This is a genomic window from Facivitalis istanbulensis (assembly GCF_040560405.1).
Taxonomy (GTDB): domain Bacteria; phylum Pseudomonadota; class Alphaproteobacteria; order Sphingomonadales; family Sphingomonadaceae; genus Sphingomonas; species Sphingomonas istanbulensis.
Map to the genome: position 1 here is coordinate 22,592 of NZ_JAVSCQ010000014.1, position 18,448 is coordinate 41,039.

The window sequence follows — 18,448 nt, forward strand, 5'->3', positions numbered from 1 at the left end:
GAATATGGGTAGCGGGCTAGTAGATTCCGCCTTCTCTTTGCAAGAAATCGCTGTCGCGCGGCGGCGCGGGCGTGGCGGGGCCGGTCGGCGTCGGAGCCACCGGCGCGGCGGGTTCGGCGCGACGGATGCGGCGGCGCGGCTCGCTTTCCGGCTTGAACGCTTCCCAGATCACCGCGGGCTTGGGATCGTTGCCGGTCGGAAAGGTGCCGTAGACCGGCCGTCCGCTCGCCCGGTCGATCCGCACCATGCGAATGCCCGGCGCGGCGCGGAAGGGCAGCTTGTCGAGCCCCTCATACGCCTTCTGCGCGAACTGGTGGAAGATCGGCACGGCGATCGTCCCGCCCTGCGCATAGCCGCCCAGCGAGCGCGGATGATCATATCCGATATAGAGGCCGCCGACGAATTGCGGGGTGCCGCCGACGAACCACACATCGGTCGGGCCGTTATTGGTCCCGGTCTTGCCGAACATCGGCCGGTCGAGATCGCGCAGGCCCGTCGCCGTGCCACGCTGCACCACGCCCTCGGTGATGTGCACCATCTGATAGGCGGTCATCGCATCCAGCACCTGGCGCTGGTGCGAGACGGGACGCGGCATCGGCTTCCCGTCATAATCGGCCATGTTGCACCGGTCGCAGCCGCGCCAATTCTCCGGCCAGATCACCTTGCCGTGCCGGTCCTGCACGAAGTCGATCAGCGACGGCGCGCCACCCCGGCCGTTATTGGCCAGGATCGCATAGGCGTTGACCATCTGCGCCACGGTCGTCTCGCCCGCGCCCAGCGCATAGGCGAGATAGGGCGGGAAATCGCCGATCCCCATCTGCTTGATCGTGGCGACGACATTCTTCATGCCGACCGTGGCGGCGGCGCGCACCGTCATCAGGTTGCGCGACTGCTCGATGCCCCAGCGCATCGTATGCGGCCCCGCCCCCGCCGAATTGCCGAAATTGCGGAAGCATTTGGTGCCCAGATTGGCGCCCTGATCGACGCAGAACGGCCCGTCGACGATGATCGAGGCCGGGGTCATGCCATGGTCGAGCGCCGCCGAATAGACGATCGGCTTGATCGTCGAGCCCGGCTGGCGCTGCGCCTGGGTCGCGCGGTTGAACGCGCCGAGCCGCGCGTCGAAGCCACCCTGCATCGCCAGCACGCGGCCCGTCGCGGGCTCCTCGACCACGAAGCCGCCCGAGATGCGCGGGATCGAGCGCAGGCCGAAGCCGGCCCCCTCCGGCGCGACCGCGATGATGTCGCCGGGGTTGAGCGCGCTGAACGCGGTCGCCGCCGTCCCCCGGCGCGGCATCAGCGCCCCCGAGCGCGGCAGCGTGCCGGTACGGCCATTGGCAAAGCCGATCGTCGCCTCACCACTGTTCCTCGCGACAATGATGGCCGCGCGCCAGTCGCGATAGTCGAGCGCGATATTGGTGTTGAGCAGCGCCTGCTGCCAATTGTCGCCGTCCAGATCGACATGGCGGATCGGCCCCGGCCAGCCGCGCCCGCCCTCGAACCGAACCAGCCCGTCGCGCAACGCCTCGGTCGCCAGATCCTGCAACCGCGTGTCGAGCGAGGTGCGGACCCACAGGCCGCCCGAATAGACGCTGTGCGGCCCCGATTCGGACGTCTCGCCGAATTGCTTGATCAGTTGGCGGCGCACCTCCTCGACGAAATAGCCGCCGACCTGCGCGTATTTGGGGGTACGGCGCAGCACCGTGCCCAGCGGCTCGGCCATCGCCGCGTCATATTGTGCGCGGGTGATGAAATTGTTGCGCAGCATCTCGCCCAGCACATAGCCGCGCCGCTCCAGCGCGCGATCGGCATGGCGGATCGGATCGTAATTGGACGGCCCCTTGGGCAGCACCGCCAGATAGGCCATCTGGCCGAGCGTCAGCTCGTTCAGTTCCTTGTCGAAATAGGCATGGGCCGCCGCCTCGACGCCAAAGGCATTCCGTCCCAGCGCGATCTGGTTGAGATACAGTTCCAGGATCTGCGGCTTGGTCAGCGTATCCTCGATCTTATACGCCAGGATCGCCTCGCGCACCTTGCGCGTCGGGGAATAGGCGTTGCCGATCAGCAGGTTCTTGGCGACCTGCTGCGTGATGGTCGAGCCGCCGCGCGCGCGCCGCCCCGTGCCCCATTTCTTCGCATAGTCCAGCACCGCGCCCGCCAGGCCGGGATAGTCGACGCCGCCATGTTCGAAAAAGTTCTTGTCCTCGGCCGCCAGGAAGGCGCGGACGAGGAGCGGCGGATATTCATTGAACGACAGCTCGACCCGGCGTTCGCGCGCATAGGACTGGATCGGCGTGCCATCGGCGCCGCGCACATGGGTGGGGAGCGGCGGCTCATAGGCCTTGAGCGCATCGACCGAGGGCAGGTCGCGCATGAACAACAGCCAGAACACCCCCGCGCCGATCGCCGCCAGCACCGCCAGCGCGGCGAGCAGCTTCACCCACCAACGACTCCAGAGCCGCCGACGCGGCAGCGCGGTTTCGGGGGATTCGGACGGGTGGGAGGACGAAGCGGGCATGATGATATCGCCGCCCGTGTAGCAGGTTCGCCCTTTCTTGCCACCCGCTTGCCTTCACTTGGGCGTCAGGGCGTCGGCAGTTCGTCGCGTGGCGCGGTCTGCGCCGCGTCGTGCGGCAGGAACCGCGCGCCCACATGCGCCTGTCCGCGCGCCGCCGCCAACCGCTCCTGCCGGTGCCGCTCGGCATAGGCGGCCAGCCGCGCGGCGTCGCGCGTGCCGTGACAGGCGGGGCAGCTCACCCCCTCGACATAGAGCGGCGAGGCGCGATCCGCCGGGCTGACCGGCATCCGGCAACCATGGCACAGCGCGTGGCGGCCCTGCTCCAGCCCATGGCCCACCGCCACGCGCGCGTCGAAGACGAAACACTCGCCCTGCCAGCGACTCTCCGCGACGGGCATCGTTTCCAGATATTTCAGGATGCCGCCATCGAGGTGGAAGACGTCCTCCACCCCTTCCGCCTTCAGGAACGCGGTCGCCTTTTCGCAGCGTATGCCGCCGGTGCAGAACATCGCGACCTGGGTCTTGCCCGCCAGCAGTTCCTCGCGATTCTCGCGGAACCAGCGCGGAAAATCCCGAAAGCTCCTGGTCCCCGGGTCGACCGCACCGTTGAAGGTACCGATCGCGACCTCATAATCGTTGCGCGTGTCGATCAGGACGGTGCGCGGATCGGCGATCAGCGCGTTCCACTGGTCCGGCGCGACATAGGTTCCGACCTCGCGCCGGGGATCGATCCCCTCGACCCCCATGGACACGATCTCGCGCTTCAACCGCACCTTCATCCGGTGGAACGGCATCGTCTCGGCGGTCGAGTCCTTGAAATCCAGATCGGCGCAGCCGGGCAATGTGCGGATATGATCCAGCACCGCCTCGATCCCGGCCTGCGTCCCCGCGATCGTGCCGTTGATTCCTTCACGCGCGAGAAGAAGCGTGCCGCGAATGCCGTTCGCCTCGGCAATGGCGAGCAATGGCCCGCGAAGCGCGGCGGGATCGGGGAAACTGGCGAAACGGTAAAGGGCACAAACGCGGATCATGACGGGGCCCTTACGCCGATGCCGGGCATGGGGCCAGATGCGTCGCCCATGCCGCGAACGGCGCGCCTCTACCGATCACCCATCGAACAACCCGTCCTGAGTCCCGACCGGCGGGTTCAGCCCGAGATGCTTCCATCCCCCGGCGTTCAGGATCCGTCCGCGCGCGGTCCGCGCCAGCAGGCCAAGCTGGATCAGAAAGGGCTCGATCACTTCCTCGATCGTGTCGCGCGGTTCGGACAGGCCAGCCGCGAGCGTCTCCACCCCCACCGGGCCACCACGATAGACGTCGGCGATCATCGTCAGATAGCGCCGGTCCATCGCGTCCAGGCCCATCGCGTCGACCTCCAGCCGGTTGAGCGCCTGGTCCGCCGCCGCCGCATGGACGATCTCATGCCCCGCCACGCTGGCGAAATCGCGGACCCGGCGCAGCAGGCGTCCGGCGATGCGCGGGGTACCGCGGGAGCGGCGCGCGATCTCGATCGCGCCGTCCTCGGCGATCGGCAGGTCCAGCAGATAGGCGGCGCGGGTGACGACGCGGGTCAGTTCCTCGACCGTGTAGAATTGCAGGCGCACGGGAATACCGAACCGATCGCGCAGCGGCGTGGTCAACAGCCCCTGCCGCGTGGTCGCCCCCACCAGGGTGAAGCGCGGCAGGTCGATCCGCACCGACCGCGCCGACGGCCCCTCGCCGATCATCAGGTCGAGGACGCGGTCCTCCATGGCGGGATACAGCACTTCCTCGACCGCGGGTTGCAGGCGGTGGATCTCGTCGATGAACAGGACATCGCCGTCCTCCAAATTGGTCAGCAGCGCGGCGAGGTCGCCCGACTTGGCGATGACCGGGCCCGAGGTCGCGCGGAAGCCGACGCCCATCTCGCGCGCGATGATCTGCGCCAGCGTCGTCTTGCCCAGTCCCGGCGGGCCGAAGAACAGCACATGATCGAGCGCATCGCCGCGCCCCCGCGCCGCCTGGATGAAGACGCGCAGATTGTCGCGCGCCGCCTGCTGCCCGACAAATTCGTCGAGGCTCTTGGGGCGAAGCGCGGCATCGACATCCTCGGGACGGCGGCTGGCGGACAACAGGCGATCTTGGTCGGTCACGCCGCCGCCCCTAGCGGCTGGGCGACGCGGATGTCGAGCGCGGCGATAATCGTGGCAAGGGCGAACATTGCACGAACATAGCATCGCCCGGCCATCGGGGACAGTTGCGAATTGCGCTCCGCAGCCGCGCGGATACCACGGAGGATTCCCGATCGGACTCGCACGGCGAATCGCAGTAGAATGAAACCCATGAAGCCCGATATCTTCCTTGCCACCGCGATCCCGCCCGCGCTCGAAGGCGCGCTGGCCGATCGCTATGCGTTGCACCGCGATACCCCGCCACCCTCGACCCGCGCGATCGTCGGCGGCGGGATGATGCGGGTCGATGCCGCGCTGATCGCGCGACTGCCCGCGCTGGAGATCATCGCGGTGCACGGCGTCGGCCATGACGGCATCGACGGCGAGGCGGCGGCGGCGCGCGGCATCCGGATCGCGCTGACCCCGCATATCCTGTCGGAGGATGTCGCGGACCAGGCGATGGCGCTGTGGCTGGCGGTCGAGCGCCGGATCGCGGCCAATGACCGCGTGGTGCGCATGGGCGGCTGGACGGTGCCACTGGGGCGACGGGCGAGCGGCCGACGCATGGGGCTGTTCGGCATGGGCCGGATCGGCCAGGCCATTGCGCGGCGGGCCGAACCCTTCGCCGCCGAGATCCTGTACACCGCGCGCTCGGCCAAGCCGGTGCCATGGCGCTTCGTCCCCGATCTGGCGCAACTGGCGACCGAAAGCGATGTGCTGATCCTCGCTGCCCCCGGTGGCGCGGCGACGCGGCGGGCGGTCGATGCCGCGATCCTCGAACGGCTGGGCCCGCAGGGCGTCCTGGTCAATATCGCGCGGGGCAGCCTGGTCGACGAACCGGCGCTGGTCGCCGCGCTCGACCATCATCGCATCGCCGGGGCCGGGCTGGACGTCTTCGCCGACGAACCCGATGTGCCGCCCGCGCTACGCCGGATGAACCATGTGGTGCTCGCCCCCCATCAGGGGAGCGCGACGCGGGAGGCGCGTGCCGCGATGGCGGACATGGTCCTGGCCAATCTGCATGCGCATTTCACCGGGGACGTGCCGCCCGGATTGTTGGCCTAGGCCAGCGGCCCCGCCCGATTCGCGGCCCTATTTCGCGGCCTTGCGCAGCGCCAGGCGCACCAGCGCGTCAAGCGTCGCCGTCGCGCCCAGTTCCTCTTCGGCCGCCGCGACTGCCGCGCTCGCCTCGGCCGGGCGGAAACCCAGGTTGAGCAGCGCGGACACCGCATCCGCTCCGGCCCCGACGGGGGTGGCCGGGCCGCCGCCCGATCCGGGGGCCAGCACGATGCCGCCAACCTTGTCCTTCAACTCCATGACGATCCGCTGGGCCAGTTTCGGCCCGACGCCATTGGCGCGCGCGACCATCGCCTTGTCGCCGCTGGCGATCGCGCGCATCAGGTCGGCGGGCTCCAGCGCGGAGAGGATGGCGAGCGCCACCCGGGCACCGACGCCCTGCACGCCGGTCAACAGGCGGAACCAGTCGCGCTCATCGGCGCTGGCGAACCCGACCAGCCGGATCGAATCCTCGGACACCAGCATCTCGGTATGCAGCATCGCCGCCTCGCCCACCGGCCCGATCGCCGACAGCGTGCGCGCCGACGCGCCGACCAGATAGCCGACTCCCCCGACATCGATCACCGCATGGTCGATGCCCGTGGCTTCCAAACGTCCCTTGAGATGCGCGATCATGCGCCTCGATTAGAACAAAGCGGGGATTTCGTCACTCCCCCGACCACCACGCCCGCGCCTTGCAATATCACCCCGAGGCCGGGGCGCGTCCCGTTCAGACCGCCGAAGCGCGCCGCTGCATCGCCCGCGCGCTGGCCAGATGATGCGCATGGGTGATCGCCACCGCCAGCGCATCCGCGGCATCGGGCCCGGTCAGCTTCACGCCGGGCAGCAGATGCCCGACCATCGCCTGCACCTGCTTCTTGTCCGCGCCGCCGGTGCCCACCGTCGCCTTCTTCACGATGCTGGGATGATATTCGCCAACGATCAGCCCCGCCTGCGCTGCCGCGAGCAGGACGATGCCGCGCGCCTGGCCAAGCTTCAGCGTGGATTGCGCATTGCTGTTGCCCAGCACCTCTTCCACCGCCGCGCCGTCGGGCTGCTGCTGGCGGATCACGTCGTAGAGCGCGGCGTGCAGGTTCGCGAGGCGACGCGGCAGCGGCATCGACGGCTCGGTCTTGATCTGGCCGTTGGCGACATGGCGAAGGCGATTGCCCTCCGCGGCGATCACCCCCCAGCCGGTGGTGCCGAGACCGGGATCGAGGCCGAGGATGATGGCGGGCGCAAGGGGCATGTCGATCTTTCGGAGGGGCGATGCTGCGGCGCGGCCCCGTCACCACCGGGCGATGCCCGGCGGCCCCCCCTCCCCGGACGCGGCCCGGGGAGAAGTGGAATTCAGGCCAGCTTTTCCATGATTTCGTCGGAGACTTCGTAATTGCCCCAGACGGTCTGGACGTCGTCGTCATCGTCCAGCGTGTCGATCAGCTTGAACAGCGTCGCCGCCGCCGCTTCATCGACCGCCACGATCGTCTGCGGCCGCCAGGCGAGCTTGGCGCCCTCCGCCTCGCCCAGCACGGGCTCCAGCGCCTTGGCGACTTCGTGCAGGTCGGCCTGCGCGGTCCAGATTTCGTGCCCGTCCTCCGACGAGGTCACGTCTTCCGCCCCGGCTTCCAGCGCCGCCTCGAACACCTTTTCGGCATCGCCCGCGCTGGCCGGATAGTTGATCAGGCCCATCCGGTCGAAGCCGTGGCTGACCGAACCCGCCGTGCCCAGATTGCCGCCATTCTTCGATACGGCGGTGCGGACATTGGTCGCGGTGCGGTTGCGATTGTCGGTCAGCGCCTCGATGATCAGGCTGACACCGCCCGGGCCGAAGCCCTCATAGCGGATTTCCTCGTAATTCTCGCCATCGCCGCGCGTCGCCTTGTCGATGGCGCGTGCGATATTGTCCTTGGGCATCGAGGCCGCCTTGGCCGCGTTGACGGCGGCGCGCAGACGCGGATTCATGTCCGGGTCGGGCGTGCCCATCTTCGCCGCGACGGTGATTTCGCGCGAAAGCTTGGAGAATGCCGCGGAGCGCTTCTTATCCTGCGCGCCCTTGCGATGCATGATGTTCTTGAATTTGCTGTGGCCTGCCATCGGTGCCTCTTGAAATGATCGCGCTCTCTACGACCGCGCAAGGGTCTTTGCCAACCCGTCGATCTTCGCCTCCAGACTATCGAGTCGTTCGATGACCGTCACGTCGAGCTTGTGGTGCAGCCGCAATATGTCGATCTCGGCGCGCAAATTGGTGGGATAGTCCAGGCTGGCGGCCAGCCGGTCCTTCGACGCCTGCCGATTCTGGCTCATCATGATGACCGGCGCCTGGATCGCCGCCAGCGTGGACAGCATCAGGTTGAGGAAGATGTAGGGATAGGGATCGAAGGCCAGCCCGAAATAGCCCAGCACATCGGAATTGAGCAGCATCCAGCCCAGCAGGATCACCGAAAACCCGATGATGAAGCCCCAGCTTCCGCCCACCGCCGCCACCCGGTCGGCCAGTTTTTCGCCCAGTGTCGCGGTTTCGTCCGCGGCATCGGCCACGTCCCGCGTGCTGATGCTGCCCGACTCGATGTCGATCAGGACCTGCCGTTCTTCTTCATCCAGGTCGGCAAGGGGTTTGCCCAGCGCGCGGCGGGCGGTTTCGGTAGGGCTGGAAAGGGCCATGAAGCAGGGTTCCGTCAGCAGGAATCAAATGCCTTGCTCCTTGGGGCGTTGATCGGCCAAACGCCAGAGTCATGACGGTACGCGTGGATATGGGAACCGACGAGCGAGGCTCGCCGGTGCCGATCGATCTTGAGGAGCTTCTGGCGACCCGCCTGCTCGTGCAGGGGAATTCCGGGTCGGGAAAGTCGCATCTGCTGCGCCGCCTGCTGGAGAAATCGGCGGGCCAGGTGCAGCAGGTGGTGATCGACCCCGAGGGCGATTTCGTCACCTTGTCCAAGGCCTATGGCCATGTCGTGATCGAGGCGGGCGACTATGCCGAGCGCGAGGTCGGCCGGTTCGGCGCGCGGATCCGCGAACACCGCGCCTCGGTGGTGCTGAGTCTGGAAGGACTGGAGATCGAGGGGCAGATGCGCTGCGCCGCGACCTTCCTCAACGCGCTGTTCGACGCGCCACGCGAACATTGGTATCCCGCGCTGGTGGTGGTGGACGAGGCCCAGCTCTTCGCCCCCACGACCGGCGGCGAAGTGACCGAGGAGGTCCGCCGTGCCTCGCTCTCCGCGATGACCAACCTGATGTGTCGCGGACGCAAGCGCGGGCTGGCGGGCGTGATCGCGACACAGCGGCTCGCCAAGCTCGCCAAGAATGTCGCGGCCGAGGCGTCCAACTTCCTGATGGGCCGCACCTTCCTCGACATCGACATGGCGCGCGCGGCCGATCTGCTCGGCATGGAGCGGCGGCAGGCCGATTCGATCCGCGACCTGGCGCGCGGCACCTTCCTGGCGCTGGGGCCGGCGGTGTCCCGGCGGCCGATCACGGTGAAGATCGGCGCGGTCGAAACCTCGGCCCGCTCGGGCAGCCCCAAGCTGACCCCGCTGCCCGACGCGCCGCCGCCCGATCTGCAGGAACTGCTCTTCGCCCCGGTCGAGGAAGCACCGACCCTGCCGATGACCTTCGACCCGCGCCCGCGGCGGGTGCCCGCCGAGGAACTGATGGCGGATCTGGGCCGCCCGCCGCTGCCGACCACCGCCGCGCCGCCCGCGCCCGACATGGACGAGGCCGAGGTCGAGGCCGTGTATGAACAGGTGCTCCGCGCGATCGTCGAGGATCCCGAATCGACCTTCCGCCCCGCCTCGGTCCTGTTCCAGGATTTTCAGGTGCGGTGCCGGATGGCCGGTCTCGCGCGCCCGCCGCTCGACCTGAACGGCTTTGCCCGGCGGCTATCCTGTGCACGGGCCGGGATTTTCGACATCAGCGACCCTGACTGGCAGGAGGCGCTGGCGCTGGCGGGCATGCTGCCCGACGACATGCTGGGCGCTTTCCTGCTGGTCGCACGCGCGGCACGCGAGGGGCTGCCCTGCCCGCCGGACACCAAGATCGCCGAGACCTATGGCACCAGCTCGCTGGGCCGGGTGAAGCGGCTGATCGCCTATATCGAGAGCCGTGACCTGTTCGTGTGCCGCACCGACCTGACGGGCAAGCGGTCGATCACGATTCCGCGGCTGGGCTGGACGACCCAGCCAGCGGAGATGGGATGACAGGTGACCCGGGACGAAAGGCCAACCGGGTAGTGGGTCAGCGACGAATGCGAAGACGAGGCGATGCCCGTGTCGGCCCGAAACGGGCATATGCCCCGCGAGGGTGCAATGGCGAAATCGATGCCATCGAAGACCATTCGCGGCGTTCGCGGCGACTCCACAAAATCCACCATAAAGGCCAATCACCTATGCGGCTGAAAGCCAGCCGCCCTTGAACCCGGCGCGCATAAGCCCGGTGCGGATATACGGGTTCTTCTGCATCGTCTTCCAGATCATTCCGCTGCGCCAGTTTTCGATCATGCACGCGATCGGCCCTTGGTCGATGCCGAGATAATCGTCTGCGACCCAACCGATATAGGGCACCACCTTGCCATGCTGAAGCTTGACGTCTCTCAGCGTCAGCGTCGGATTGAAGCTGTCGCGAAAGCCGTAGCGGTCGTAGATCGCGGTGCCATAGGTCGAATACATCGCACGCACTGCAGGCAGCACGATTTCCGGTGCGAATGCCACCGATCCGAGTGCAGCGGTCGGCGCGAGCGTCCCGTCGTCGCGGTCGCCAGGGCCCCGCGCAGAGTAGGAGAAGAATTCACGATTGCGACCGTCGATTTCGCGGACGAAGTCGCCCGGCCCGTCGCATGCGGTCAGTCCCCAGACATTCTCGCCATAGCCGCGCCAACGCCCAGGATTGTTGATCGCATAGCGGCGCTGCGCATAGGTCGCGCGGCGGCTGTTCTCGAAATACCCGAACCCGCGCCGTTTAGAGTAGGTGTCCATGAGGCCACGAAAGTCGATCCACACCTGGCTATATTGATGCCCGAACAAGGGCGGGAAAGCGGTGAACGGGTCATCATATTTCTCGTCCCAGGACGGGTCGAACTTGGCGGTCCATGCGTCCCATGTCGTGGGCGGCAGCGCATGCGTCGGCGAGCCGAGCGCAAGAACGTAGAGGATGAGACTCTCGTTATAGATATTCCAGTCCGAGCCGATAAACCCGCTCTCAGGGTGCCATCCCATCGAGATGAACGGCTTGCGCGGCGTGATCCAATCCCATTCGACCGCGCGGTAGAGTTGGTCGGCCAGCACCCGGATTTCCCGCTCTGCGGGCTCGGTTTCATCGTCGAACCATGTCTGCGCAAAGAGAACGCCGCCCAGCAACAATGCGGTATCGATCGTCGACAGCTCGGTCTTGGCGAAGCGATACCCCTTGGTGACGCCCAGGAAATGATAGAAAAAGCCCTTATAGCCGCTCATTCCCTCCTTGTCGGGGCCCTGCGGCGCGTTCGCGAAGAAGCGCAACGTCGCCAGCGTACGCTGCGCCGCAGCCGCCCGCGTGATCCAACCACGCGTCGCCGCGATCGGATAGGTGGTCAGGGCAAAGCCGACCGCCGCGATCGAGGCGAAACTGGGCGTCGGCCAGCGATCGGGCGCGAGCCCCGTCACCTGATCGGTGGTGTTCCAGAAATAGCTGACGGTACGCCGCTGGATATCGTCCATCAGCGGGTCGCTGGCGCTCGCCGGAGTAGTGCCGATCTTCGGCAGCACCCCGGGGAAGGCCATCTGCGGCGCGCGTTTTGGCGCGAGCGGCCCGGCGGTACATCCCGCCAGCCACCCCGCCCCGCCGAGCGCGGCGGCGCGCAGGATATCGCGTCGGTCGAACGTCATGCGATCAGGCGTCCTCTCCTGTCATTTTCAACCGTCCCTGCGGCCAGTCAGGCCGTCACCCCGGCACAAGGCCGGGATGACGATCCGCCATCAGAAGTTGAAACCGGCCGACAGCTTCACCGTGCGCGGCGGATTGCCACCAATGCTGTAGGTCGACACTTCCCGGTAGATGCTCGGCGAGCCGGGCGTGCGCGTCGTGTCGCTCGGGTCGTTGTTATAGTCGACGTAATTGCGGTCGTTCATCGCGTTGATGATGTCGACGCGGAAGCGAACGCGCGTCGCGTCGCTGATGAACTTGAGCGGCACATATTTGGTGAACGCCAGGTCGAGCTGGCGACGGCCCCAGCGATCGCCCAGCCCGAACACTTCAGAACCCACCAGCGTCCGCTGATAGGGGTTGGACGTGTCGAGCAGCGCGCGCTGGAAGGTCGGGCTCTCGATCTGGAACTTCGCCGACATGGTGACGCCCAGCGGCGTGTCGACGCTGCCCGCCACGACGAAGCGGTGACGCGGCACCACGCCCGAACGCAGCATCGGATAGTCCGAGGCCTTGGGGAAATCGAGCAGGAAGTAGGAGGACTGGTCGTTGTTGGGTCGGTTATCGACCGCCGCCGTGAAGGTATAGGTGGCGTCGATGCTCCACGGCGAAGCGGCCGAATAGGCCTTGGTCAGCTTGGCATAGGCCGAGTCCGCGCGCGTCTCCAGCCCGTTGTCGCCCAGGATGATCGCGCCGTAACCGCTCGGGGCGAAGCTGGTGTTCGGCCCCTGCGGCGCGCCGGTGGTCGGCGACGGCGCGAAGAACGACCCGTCGGGGCGGCGCGTGCCGAGCAGATAGACGAAGCCGTCCTTGCTGACGATCCGCGTATAGCCGACCTCAAGCTCGACCGGATTGAACCGCCCGCGAACGCCCAGGCTGAACTGGTCCGAATAGGGGACCTTCAAGTCGTTGTTGATGAAGCGGAACTCGCGCCCGCCCGGGCCGCCATTGCCGATCAGCTGCTGGCGGCCAGCCTCGGTCAGATAGACCGGGTTCCAGGGAATGCAGTTGGGTCCCGGTGTACACGGATTGATCGTGTCGGCCCCCTGGAACAGGAACTCGCGACGTTGGAAACGGCCATTGGCCAGTTCCTGCTGCAGGAAGTCGAACTGGTTTCGGTCATAGGATCGGCCATAGCCGCCGAACACCGCGAACCGGCCCTGCTCGTCCAGGCGATAGGTGAAGCCGACGCGCGGCTGCCACGCACCCTTGAACGCCTTCCGGTTGTTGCCGGTCGAGATATAATCGCTGATCTTGTAATCGGCGTTGACGAGGTTGGGATAGTTCGCCGGGGACACCGCGTTGACGTTCTCGGCGGGGGTCACATAGTTCAGGAACGCCGGGGTCCGCTCATAATCCCAGCGGAGGCCGAGGTTCAGCGTCAGCCGGTCGGTCACGTCCCAATCGTCCTGCGCATACAGGCCGAGCTGGAAGTTCTTGGAGCGGATGCGCGGATCGCCCAGGCTGCCATTTGCGCCGAATTGCAGGCTGTAGGGGGTCTGGTCGTTGAACCCGCTCGCCGACGGCAGGGTGGTGTCATAGAGATAGAGCGGGTTGATCAGGTTCTGTTCGAGCGAGTTGAGCGTCACCCATTTCGCCTTCGCGCCGACCTTGAACGTGTGGTTCTCCACCCCGGTCCAGGTAAAGTCGTCCTGGACGGTCCAGCCCTTCTGCCCCTTGTCCTGGAAGCCGAGCCCGGCGCCCGTGCGGAACAGGTTGAAGGTCGACACGCTGGCGCCGTTGCGCGTCGTGGTGCGGAACTGCTGCCCGATGCCGCTCTCGGCGGGCTGCGGCGACCAGGCGACATCCTCATAGGAGACGCGCACGTCGTTGATCCACTGGTCCTCGGTGTGCTGCCAGCGCAGCATACCGCGCTTCTCGTTCACCTTGCTCAGGGTGCGGGTCGAGAAGGCGGCATTGCCGTTGCCGATCTGCACGCCCGTCTCGTTGCGATATTTGCCGGTCAGCTCGATCAGGTCCTTGTCGGTCGGCTCGAGGTCGAGCTTGCCGAAATACAGATCCTGGCGGAATGTCGAGTTGAACGAGCCGAAGATGTCGCGATACTGCGCGGGCAGGCTGGACACCGCGACGCCGTTGGTCGGCAGGATGTCGATCGGCACCTGCCGCCGCTTGCCCTCATAGCTGACGAAGAAATGCGCGACGTCCTTGACGATCGGCCCGCCCAGCGCGACGCCGAACTGCTTGTCCTCCGAGGGGATCTTGGCGATCTTGGTGGGGAAGATCTCGGTCGGGCGACGGTCGCGCAGATTCTGGTTGGTGAAGTCGAAAAAGCCTTCGCCATGGAATTCGTTGGTGCCCGACTTGGTGCCCGCGATGATCGCGACCGAGCTGACCTGGTCCAGTTCCGCCTTGTAGTTCGACGACAGCACCTGATACTCGCCGATCGCGAGCTGCGGGAACGGGTTGCCGGGCGAGCTGTCCTGCCCCGTCAGGCCGCCGCGCAGCACATAATCCTTCTGGCTGACGCCGTCGATGAAGACGTTGACCGAGTTGCTCCCTTGCGCCCCGCCCTGGATGCGCGAGCTGCCGTCGGCGCTTTCGAGGAAGCGCACGCCCGGCGCGAGATCGGCGAAGGCCAGGAAGTTGCGGCTGTTCTGCGGCAACTGCTCGATCAGCCTTGGAGTGATGTTGATGCCGACCTGGCCGCCGGACAGCGAGCGGATGCGGCTACCAGTGACGATGATGTCGCCTTGCTGCGCCTCGGCAGGCGGCGGCGCGGTTTCGCCAGCGGTGTTGTCGCCGGGCGCGGGCTGCGCAGGCGCCGGCGCGGTCGTCAGGTCAAGGTCCAGCCCGGCATTCTGCCCGACACGCAGCGTGAACTGATCGGAATTGCGCGTGCCCTGCTTGAGGCGTATCTCCAGCCGGTACGCGCCTGCTCGCAGAGACGGGAAGTTGTAGCTGCCGTCCGCGCCGGGCACGACGGTGCGGCGAAAACCGGTATCGGCCTCGATCAAGGTCACGTCCTGCACGGGATTGTCGGGTGCACTGCGGATCACGCCGCGCAACGCGGCCTGTCCGGCCTGCGCCGCAGCGGGCACGCTCCACATCGTCGCGGTTCCCAGCCCCGCCAGAATCGTCGCGCCCGCGAGCGCCAGCCTGAAAGCGTTCCTCTTCATATCTCTATCCCCTGCCCGTTTCTCTTGTTGTCTCACGCACCATCAGATGCGGCACGATCACCTCGTCCGCCGTGGTAACTCGGCCTTCCAAAGGCCGTTCGCGCTTCGCTGCGATCTGCTCGGCAAGATGCGCCACCGCGCGCGCGCCCATCGCCGCGATATCGATCGCGACGCTGGTCAGCGCCGGGTTCACAAGCCGCGCCAGCGGGATGTCGTCGAACCCGGCGACCGCCACCTGCTCCGGCACGGCGATACCGTGGCGCTTCAACGCCATCAGCGCGCCGATCGCCATCATGTCGTTTGCCGCAAAGATCGCATCAGCCTGCAGCGTTCTCGCCGCGACGCGGTCGCCGACCTTGGTCCCGCTGGCCTCGTGAAAATCACCCTCGATCACGCTCAGCGCCACCCCCGCCGCCGAGGCGGCCGCCTCGGCGCCAGCGCGGCGCTCCTGCGCGTCGAAATTGTTCCCGGGGCCGGAGATATGGACGATCCGCTTCGCCCCTCCAGCCGCCAGATGCGCAACCGCGGCTGCGGCCCCACCGTGATTATCGATACGCAGATTCAGGCTGCCATCCTGCGGGGCGCACGCCAGGAACACGGCCGCTGGCCCGCGCGGCATATGCCGGGCGAGGACTGCCGGATCGAGTTCCGGCGCCATCACCACCAGCCCGTCGACCTGCCCGCGAAGCCCCGCCAGGGTATCGACCCCGCGCCCCTCGTGGAGCACGGTCAGCAACAGCCCCAGTCCGCGCATGCTCGCCTCACGGTCCATGCCACGCAGCAGTTCCGAGTAGAATTCGCCATGCAGATCGGGCAGCACCACCCCGATCGCGCCGGTCCGCGCCATGCTGAGGCTGCGTGCACCTGCGTGGGGGACATAGCCGAGCTGCGCCGCAGCCTCTTCGACGCGCGCGCACATCGCCGCGCGAACATGATCGCGCCCATTGAACACCCTCGACACCGACGCGACCGAGACACCTGCCACCCGCGCCACGTCATGGATCGTCGCGTGCGCGCCACGCGCCGCCGGTACAGCGGCAGGAACCAAGTCGGTTCGGTCGGACGACATGGTCGACGAAGCATCCTCTCTGTTTCGCGGGCTTGTAACCGCTTACAGAAACCGCTTACATGACCCAGGAATGACAATCAATTGGCTGACTGTTCAGCTGGGCGCTATCCCGACCGTCGCCGGCAATGTGATCCAAGGCCCTGTATTTGCTGACCTCAGCGACCGAGGTGGAGAGAAAGCAGGAACCCGGATCGAGTCCCCGGCCGCGACGTAGATAACGCGTCAATGAAGACGAAAGGGAGGAGGATGAACGGTCAGGATCGGCGGATATCGCGGCGTGCATGGCTGGCGGGCGCTGGTGCGGCGCTGGCATGGTCGGCTAGTCCGGCACGGGCGCTGTTCGCCATCATGGACGCACGCCCGCTTCCCGCATCCGTCGAGGCGCTGATCTCGCAAATGACGCTTGTCGAAAAGGCTGGGCAACTCAATCTTTTGGCCGCTGCTTGGGCGGGGGGCGCCGCTATCTCGCTCAACCCGGCGGGCGCGGCGTCGAGCTTCGATGCGCAATTGCGCATGGTCCGCCGGGGCGAGCTGACCGGCGTCTTCAACGGCAATGGTGCGGAGATGGCGCGGCGGATGCAGACCGAGGCGGTGCACCGCTCGCGGCTCAAAATTCCGCTGCTGTTCGCCGCCGACGTCATCCATGGCCTGCGCACCGTTTTTCCGGTCCCGCTCGCCGAAGCGGCGAGCTTCGACCCCGATCTGGCGCGCCGCACTGCGCGCGCGGCGGCGGTCGAGGCTTCGGCCTCGGGGATCGACTGGACCTTCGCGCCGATGGTCGACATCGCCCGCGACGCGCGCTGGGGCCGGGGCGTCGAGGGATCAGGTGAGGATGTGCTGCTCAGCCGCCTGATGGCGGCCGCTCGCGTCGAGGGTTTTCAGGGTAGCGGGCTTGCCGCACCGGACGCCGTCGCGGCCTGCGCCAAGCACTTCGTCGCCTATGGCGCGGGCGAGGCCGGGCTGGACTATAACAGCGTCGATGTGTCGGAACGGACCCTACGCGACATCTATTTCCCGCCTTTTCAGGCAGCCTTCGCGGCGGGCGCACCGACCGTGATGGCATCGTTCAATGATCTGTCGGGGATTCCCGCGACGGCCAACTCGTGGCTCCTCGACACGATTCTTCGCAAGGAGTGGGGCTTTGGCGGGCTGGTCGTTTCCGATTATACGGGCGACGAGGAACTGATCGCGCATGGGTTCGCCAAAGACGGCCGTGACGCGGCGCGTCTTGCCTTTCTCGCAGGCGTGGACATGTCGATGCAAAGCGGGCTTTATCTCAAATATCTTCCCGATCTGGTCGAGAAGGGCGAGGTGCCACTGGCGCGGCTCGACGAGGCCGTGCGACGCGTGCTGGCGTTCAAGGTTGCGTTGGGGCTGTTCGACGATCCCTTCCGCCGCATCGACCCGGCGCGCGAAAAAGCACGATTGCGGCCCCCCGAGACGCTGGCGCTGGCGCGCGAGGCGGGCGCGCGCAGCATCGTCATGCTCCGCAACGAGGGCGAGGTGCTCCCCCTGCCCCGCTCCGGAAAGAGGATCGCGCTGATCGGGCCGTTCGCGGGCGGCGGCCATGATCTGATCGGGCCATGGAATGTCTATGGCACCGATCGCGAGGCGGTGGACTTGGTCACTGCAGTGCGTGAAACCGTGCCCGACACCACCATGGACGACGGTAGCAATTTGGCGCGCGCGGTCGCCGCAGCGCGCGCCGCCGATATCGTCGTGCTCGCGATCGGCGAAACCCAGAATATGTCGGGCGAGGCACAGTCGCGCACCGAGATCGTCGTGCCCGCAGAGCAACAGGCCCTCGCCGAGGCGATCGCCGCGACCGGCAAACCCTATGTCGTGCTGCTGCGCACCGGGCGGGCGCTCGCGCTGAGCGGCGCGGTGGCGAAGGCACCCGCCTTGTTGGTGACATGGTTCCTCGGCTCGCAGGACGGCCCGGCCATCGCCGACATATTGTTCGGCATAGTGTCACCTTCCGCGCGACTACCGGTGTCCTTCCCGCGCGCCAGCGGGCAGGTGCCCTATTATTATGCGCACCGCAACACCGGCCGGCCCAACCCGCCGGGGACGCTTCAGCCCTATAAGGCACATTTTCGCGACTATCCGAACAGTGCATTGTTTGCGTTCGGGCACGGCCTGACCTATGGCAACATGGTCTATTCGGACCTTCGCCTGAGCAGCAAGACGCTGGCCGACACGCCGCTGACGATCCGCGCGACGATCACCAATACGGGCCGCATGACGGCGACCGAGGTGGTCCAGCTCTATATCCACGACGTCGTCGCCAGCGTCACCCAACCGGTGCGGGTGCTGAAGGCTTTCACCCGCGTCACCCTTGCGCCAGGCGCGCGTCAGGAGGTGACCTTCGCCCTCACCCGCGCGGATCTGTCCTTCATCGACCGCGGGCTGGCGCCGACCACGGAACCCGGCGCCTTTCGCCTTTGGGTCGCACCATCGGCTGAGGCCGAAGGACTTGCGGGCACGTTCACTCTGACCTGACCGCCAGCGAAGTCAAGTCAGAGGGCTGCGTGGGCCGGCTCAATCCGGACGTCCGGCCGAGCCTTCGTCTGCCGTGGAAGCTGTTGGTTGAGCTTGCGGCTGGATGTTTGGTCCCGGCGAT

13 protein-coding genes are annotated in these 18,448 nt (G+C 67.0%); 3 read left to right on the top strand and 10 right to left on the bottom strand.

The window, feature by feature from the left end:
- Positions 1-16: 16 nt before the first annotated feature.
- The 3 genes from RN629_RS10170 to ruvB all read right to left on the bottom strand — a co-directional run bounded on the left by RN629_RS10170 (position 17) and on the right by ruvB (position 4,650).
- A complete protein-coding gene (locus RN629_RS10170) occupies positions 17-2,518 on the bottom strand; it encodes a penicillin-binding protein 1A (protein WP_407035132.1) in 2,502 nt (833 codons plus the stop codon).
- Positions 2,519-2,583: 65 nt separating this feature from the next.
- Complete coding sequence (gene trhO, locus RN629_RS10175) at positions 2,584-3,549, bottom strand: oxygen-dependent tRNA uridine(34) hydroxylase TrhO (RefSeq protein ID WP_407035133.1); 966 nt, start codon at positions 3,547-3,549, stop codon at positions 2,584-2,586.
- A 75-nt stretch (positions 3,550-3,624) separates the two neighbouring features.
- Positions 3,625-4,650 carry a Holliday junction branch migration DNA helicase RuvB gene (ruvB, locus tag RN629_RS10180; RefSeq protein ID WP_407035134.1) on the bottom strand — a complete coding sequence of 342 codons (1,026 nt, stop codon included), beginning with the start codon at positions 4,648-4,650 and terminating at the stop codon, positions 3,625-3,627.
- 189 nt (positions 4,651-4,839) lie between these two features.
- Here ruvB and RN629_RS10185 point away from each other — a divergent pair, with 189 nt between their 5' ends.
- Positions 4,840-5,733, top strand: coding sequence for a 2-hydroxyacid dehydrogenase (locus RN629_RS10185; protein WP_407035135.1), 894 nt, complete (start codon positions 4,840-4,842; stop codon positions 5,731-5,733).
- A gap of 27 nt (positions 5,734-5,760) precedes the next feature.
- Here the strand turns inward: RN629_RS10185 and ruvA are convergent, their stop codons facing one another.
- The 4 genes from ruvA to RN629_RS10205 form a co-directional block, all read right to left on the bottom strand.
- Entirely contained in the window at positions 5,761-6,360 is a 600-nt protein-coding gene (ruvA, locus tag RN629_RS10190) for a Holliday junction branch migration protein RuvA (protein WP_407035136.1), read from the bottom strand.
- 94 nt (positions 6,361-6,454) lie between these two features.
- Positions 6,455-6,973 carry a crossover junction endodeoxyribonuclease RuvC gene (gene ruvC, locus RN629_RS10195; RefSeq protein WP_407035137.1) on the bottom strand — a complete coding sequence of 173 codons (519 nt, stop codon included), beginning with the start codon at positions 6,971-6,973 and terminating at the stop codon, positions 6,455-6,457.
- Between the two features lie 101 nt (positions 6,974-7,074).
- Entirely contained in the window at positions 7,075-7,818 is a 744-nt protein-coding gene (locus RN629_RS10200; RefSeq protein WP_407035138.1) for a YebC/PmpR family DNA-binding transcriptional regulator, read from the bottom strand.
- 27 nt (positions 7,819-7,845) lie between these two features.
- Positions 7,846-8,385, bottom strand: coding sequence for a DUF1003 domain-containing protein (locus tag RN629_RS10205; protein WP_407035139.1), 540 nt, complete (start codon positions 8,383-8,385; stop codon positions 7,846-7,848).
- Positions 8,386-8,456: 71 nt separating this feature from the next.
- Between RN629_RS10205 and RN629_RS10210 the strand changes: the two genes are divergently transcribed.
- On the top strand, positions 8,457-9,920 hold the full coding sequence (locus RN629_RS10210; protein ID WP_407035140.1) for a helicase HerA domain-containing protein: 1,464 nt from the start codon (positions 8,457-8,459) through the stop codon (positions 9,918-9,920).
- A gap of 186 nt (positions 9,921-10,106) precedes the next feature.
- Here RN629_RS10210 and RN629_RS10215 read toward each other — a convergent pair whose 3' ends face one another.
- The 3 genes from RN629_RS10215 to RN629_RS10225 all read right to left on the bottom strand — a co-directional run bounded on the left by RN629_RS10215 (position 10,107) and on the right by RN629_RS10225 (position 15,825).
- A complete protein-coding gene (locus RN629_RS10215) occupies positions 10,107-11,582 on the bottom strand; it encodes a glucoamylase family protein (RefSeq protein ID WP_407035141.1) in 1,476 nt (491 codons plus the stop codon).
- Between the two features lie 90 nt (positions 11,583-11,672).
- A complete protein-coding gene (locus tag RN629_RS10220; RefSeq protein WP_407035142.1) occupies positions 11,673-14,756 on the bottom strand; it encodes a TonB-dependent receptor in 3,084 nt (1,027 codons plus the stop codon).
- Positions 14,757-14,760: 4 nt separating this feature from the next.
- The gene (locus tag RN629_RS10225; protein ID WP_407035143.1) at positions 14,761-15,825 is read right to left on the bottom strand and encodes a LacI family DNA-binding transcriptional regulator; all 1,065 of its coding nucleotides are present in this window, start codon (positions 15,823-15,825) and stop codon (positions 14,761-14,763) included.
- Between the two features lie 246 nt (positions 15,826-16,071).
- On the opposite strand from RN629_RS10225, the gene RN629_RS10230 reads away from it, so the two are divergent.
- The gene (locus RN629_RS10230) at positions 16,072-18,327 is read left to right on the top strand and encodes a glycoside hydrolase family 3 N-terminal domain-containing protein (protein WP_407035144.1); all 2,256 of its coding nucleotides are present in this window, start codon (positions 16,072-16,074) and stop codon (positions 18,325-18,327) included.
- Positions 18,328-18,448: the final 121 nt, after the last annotated feature.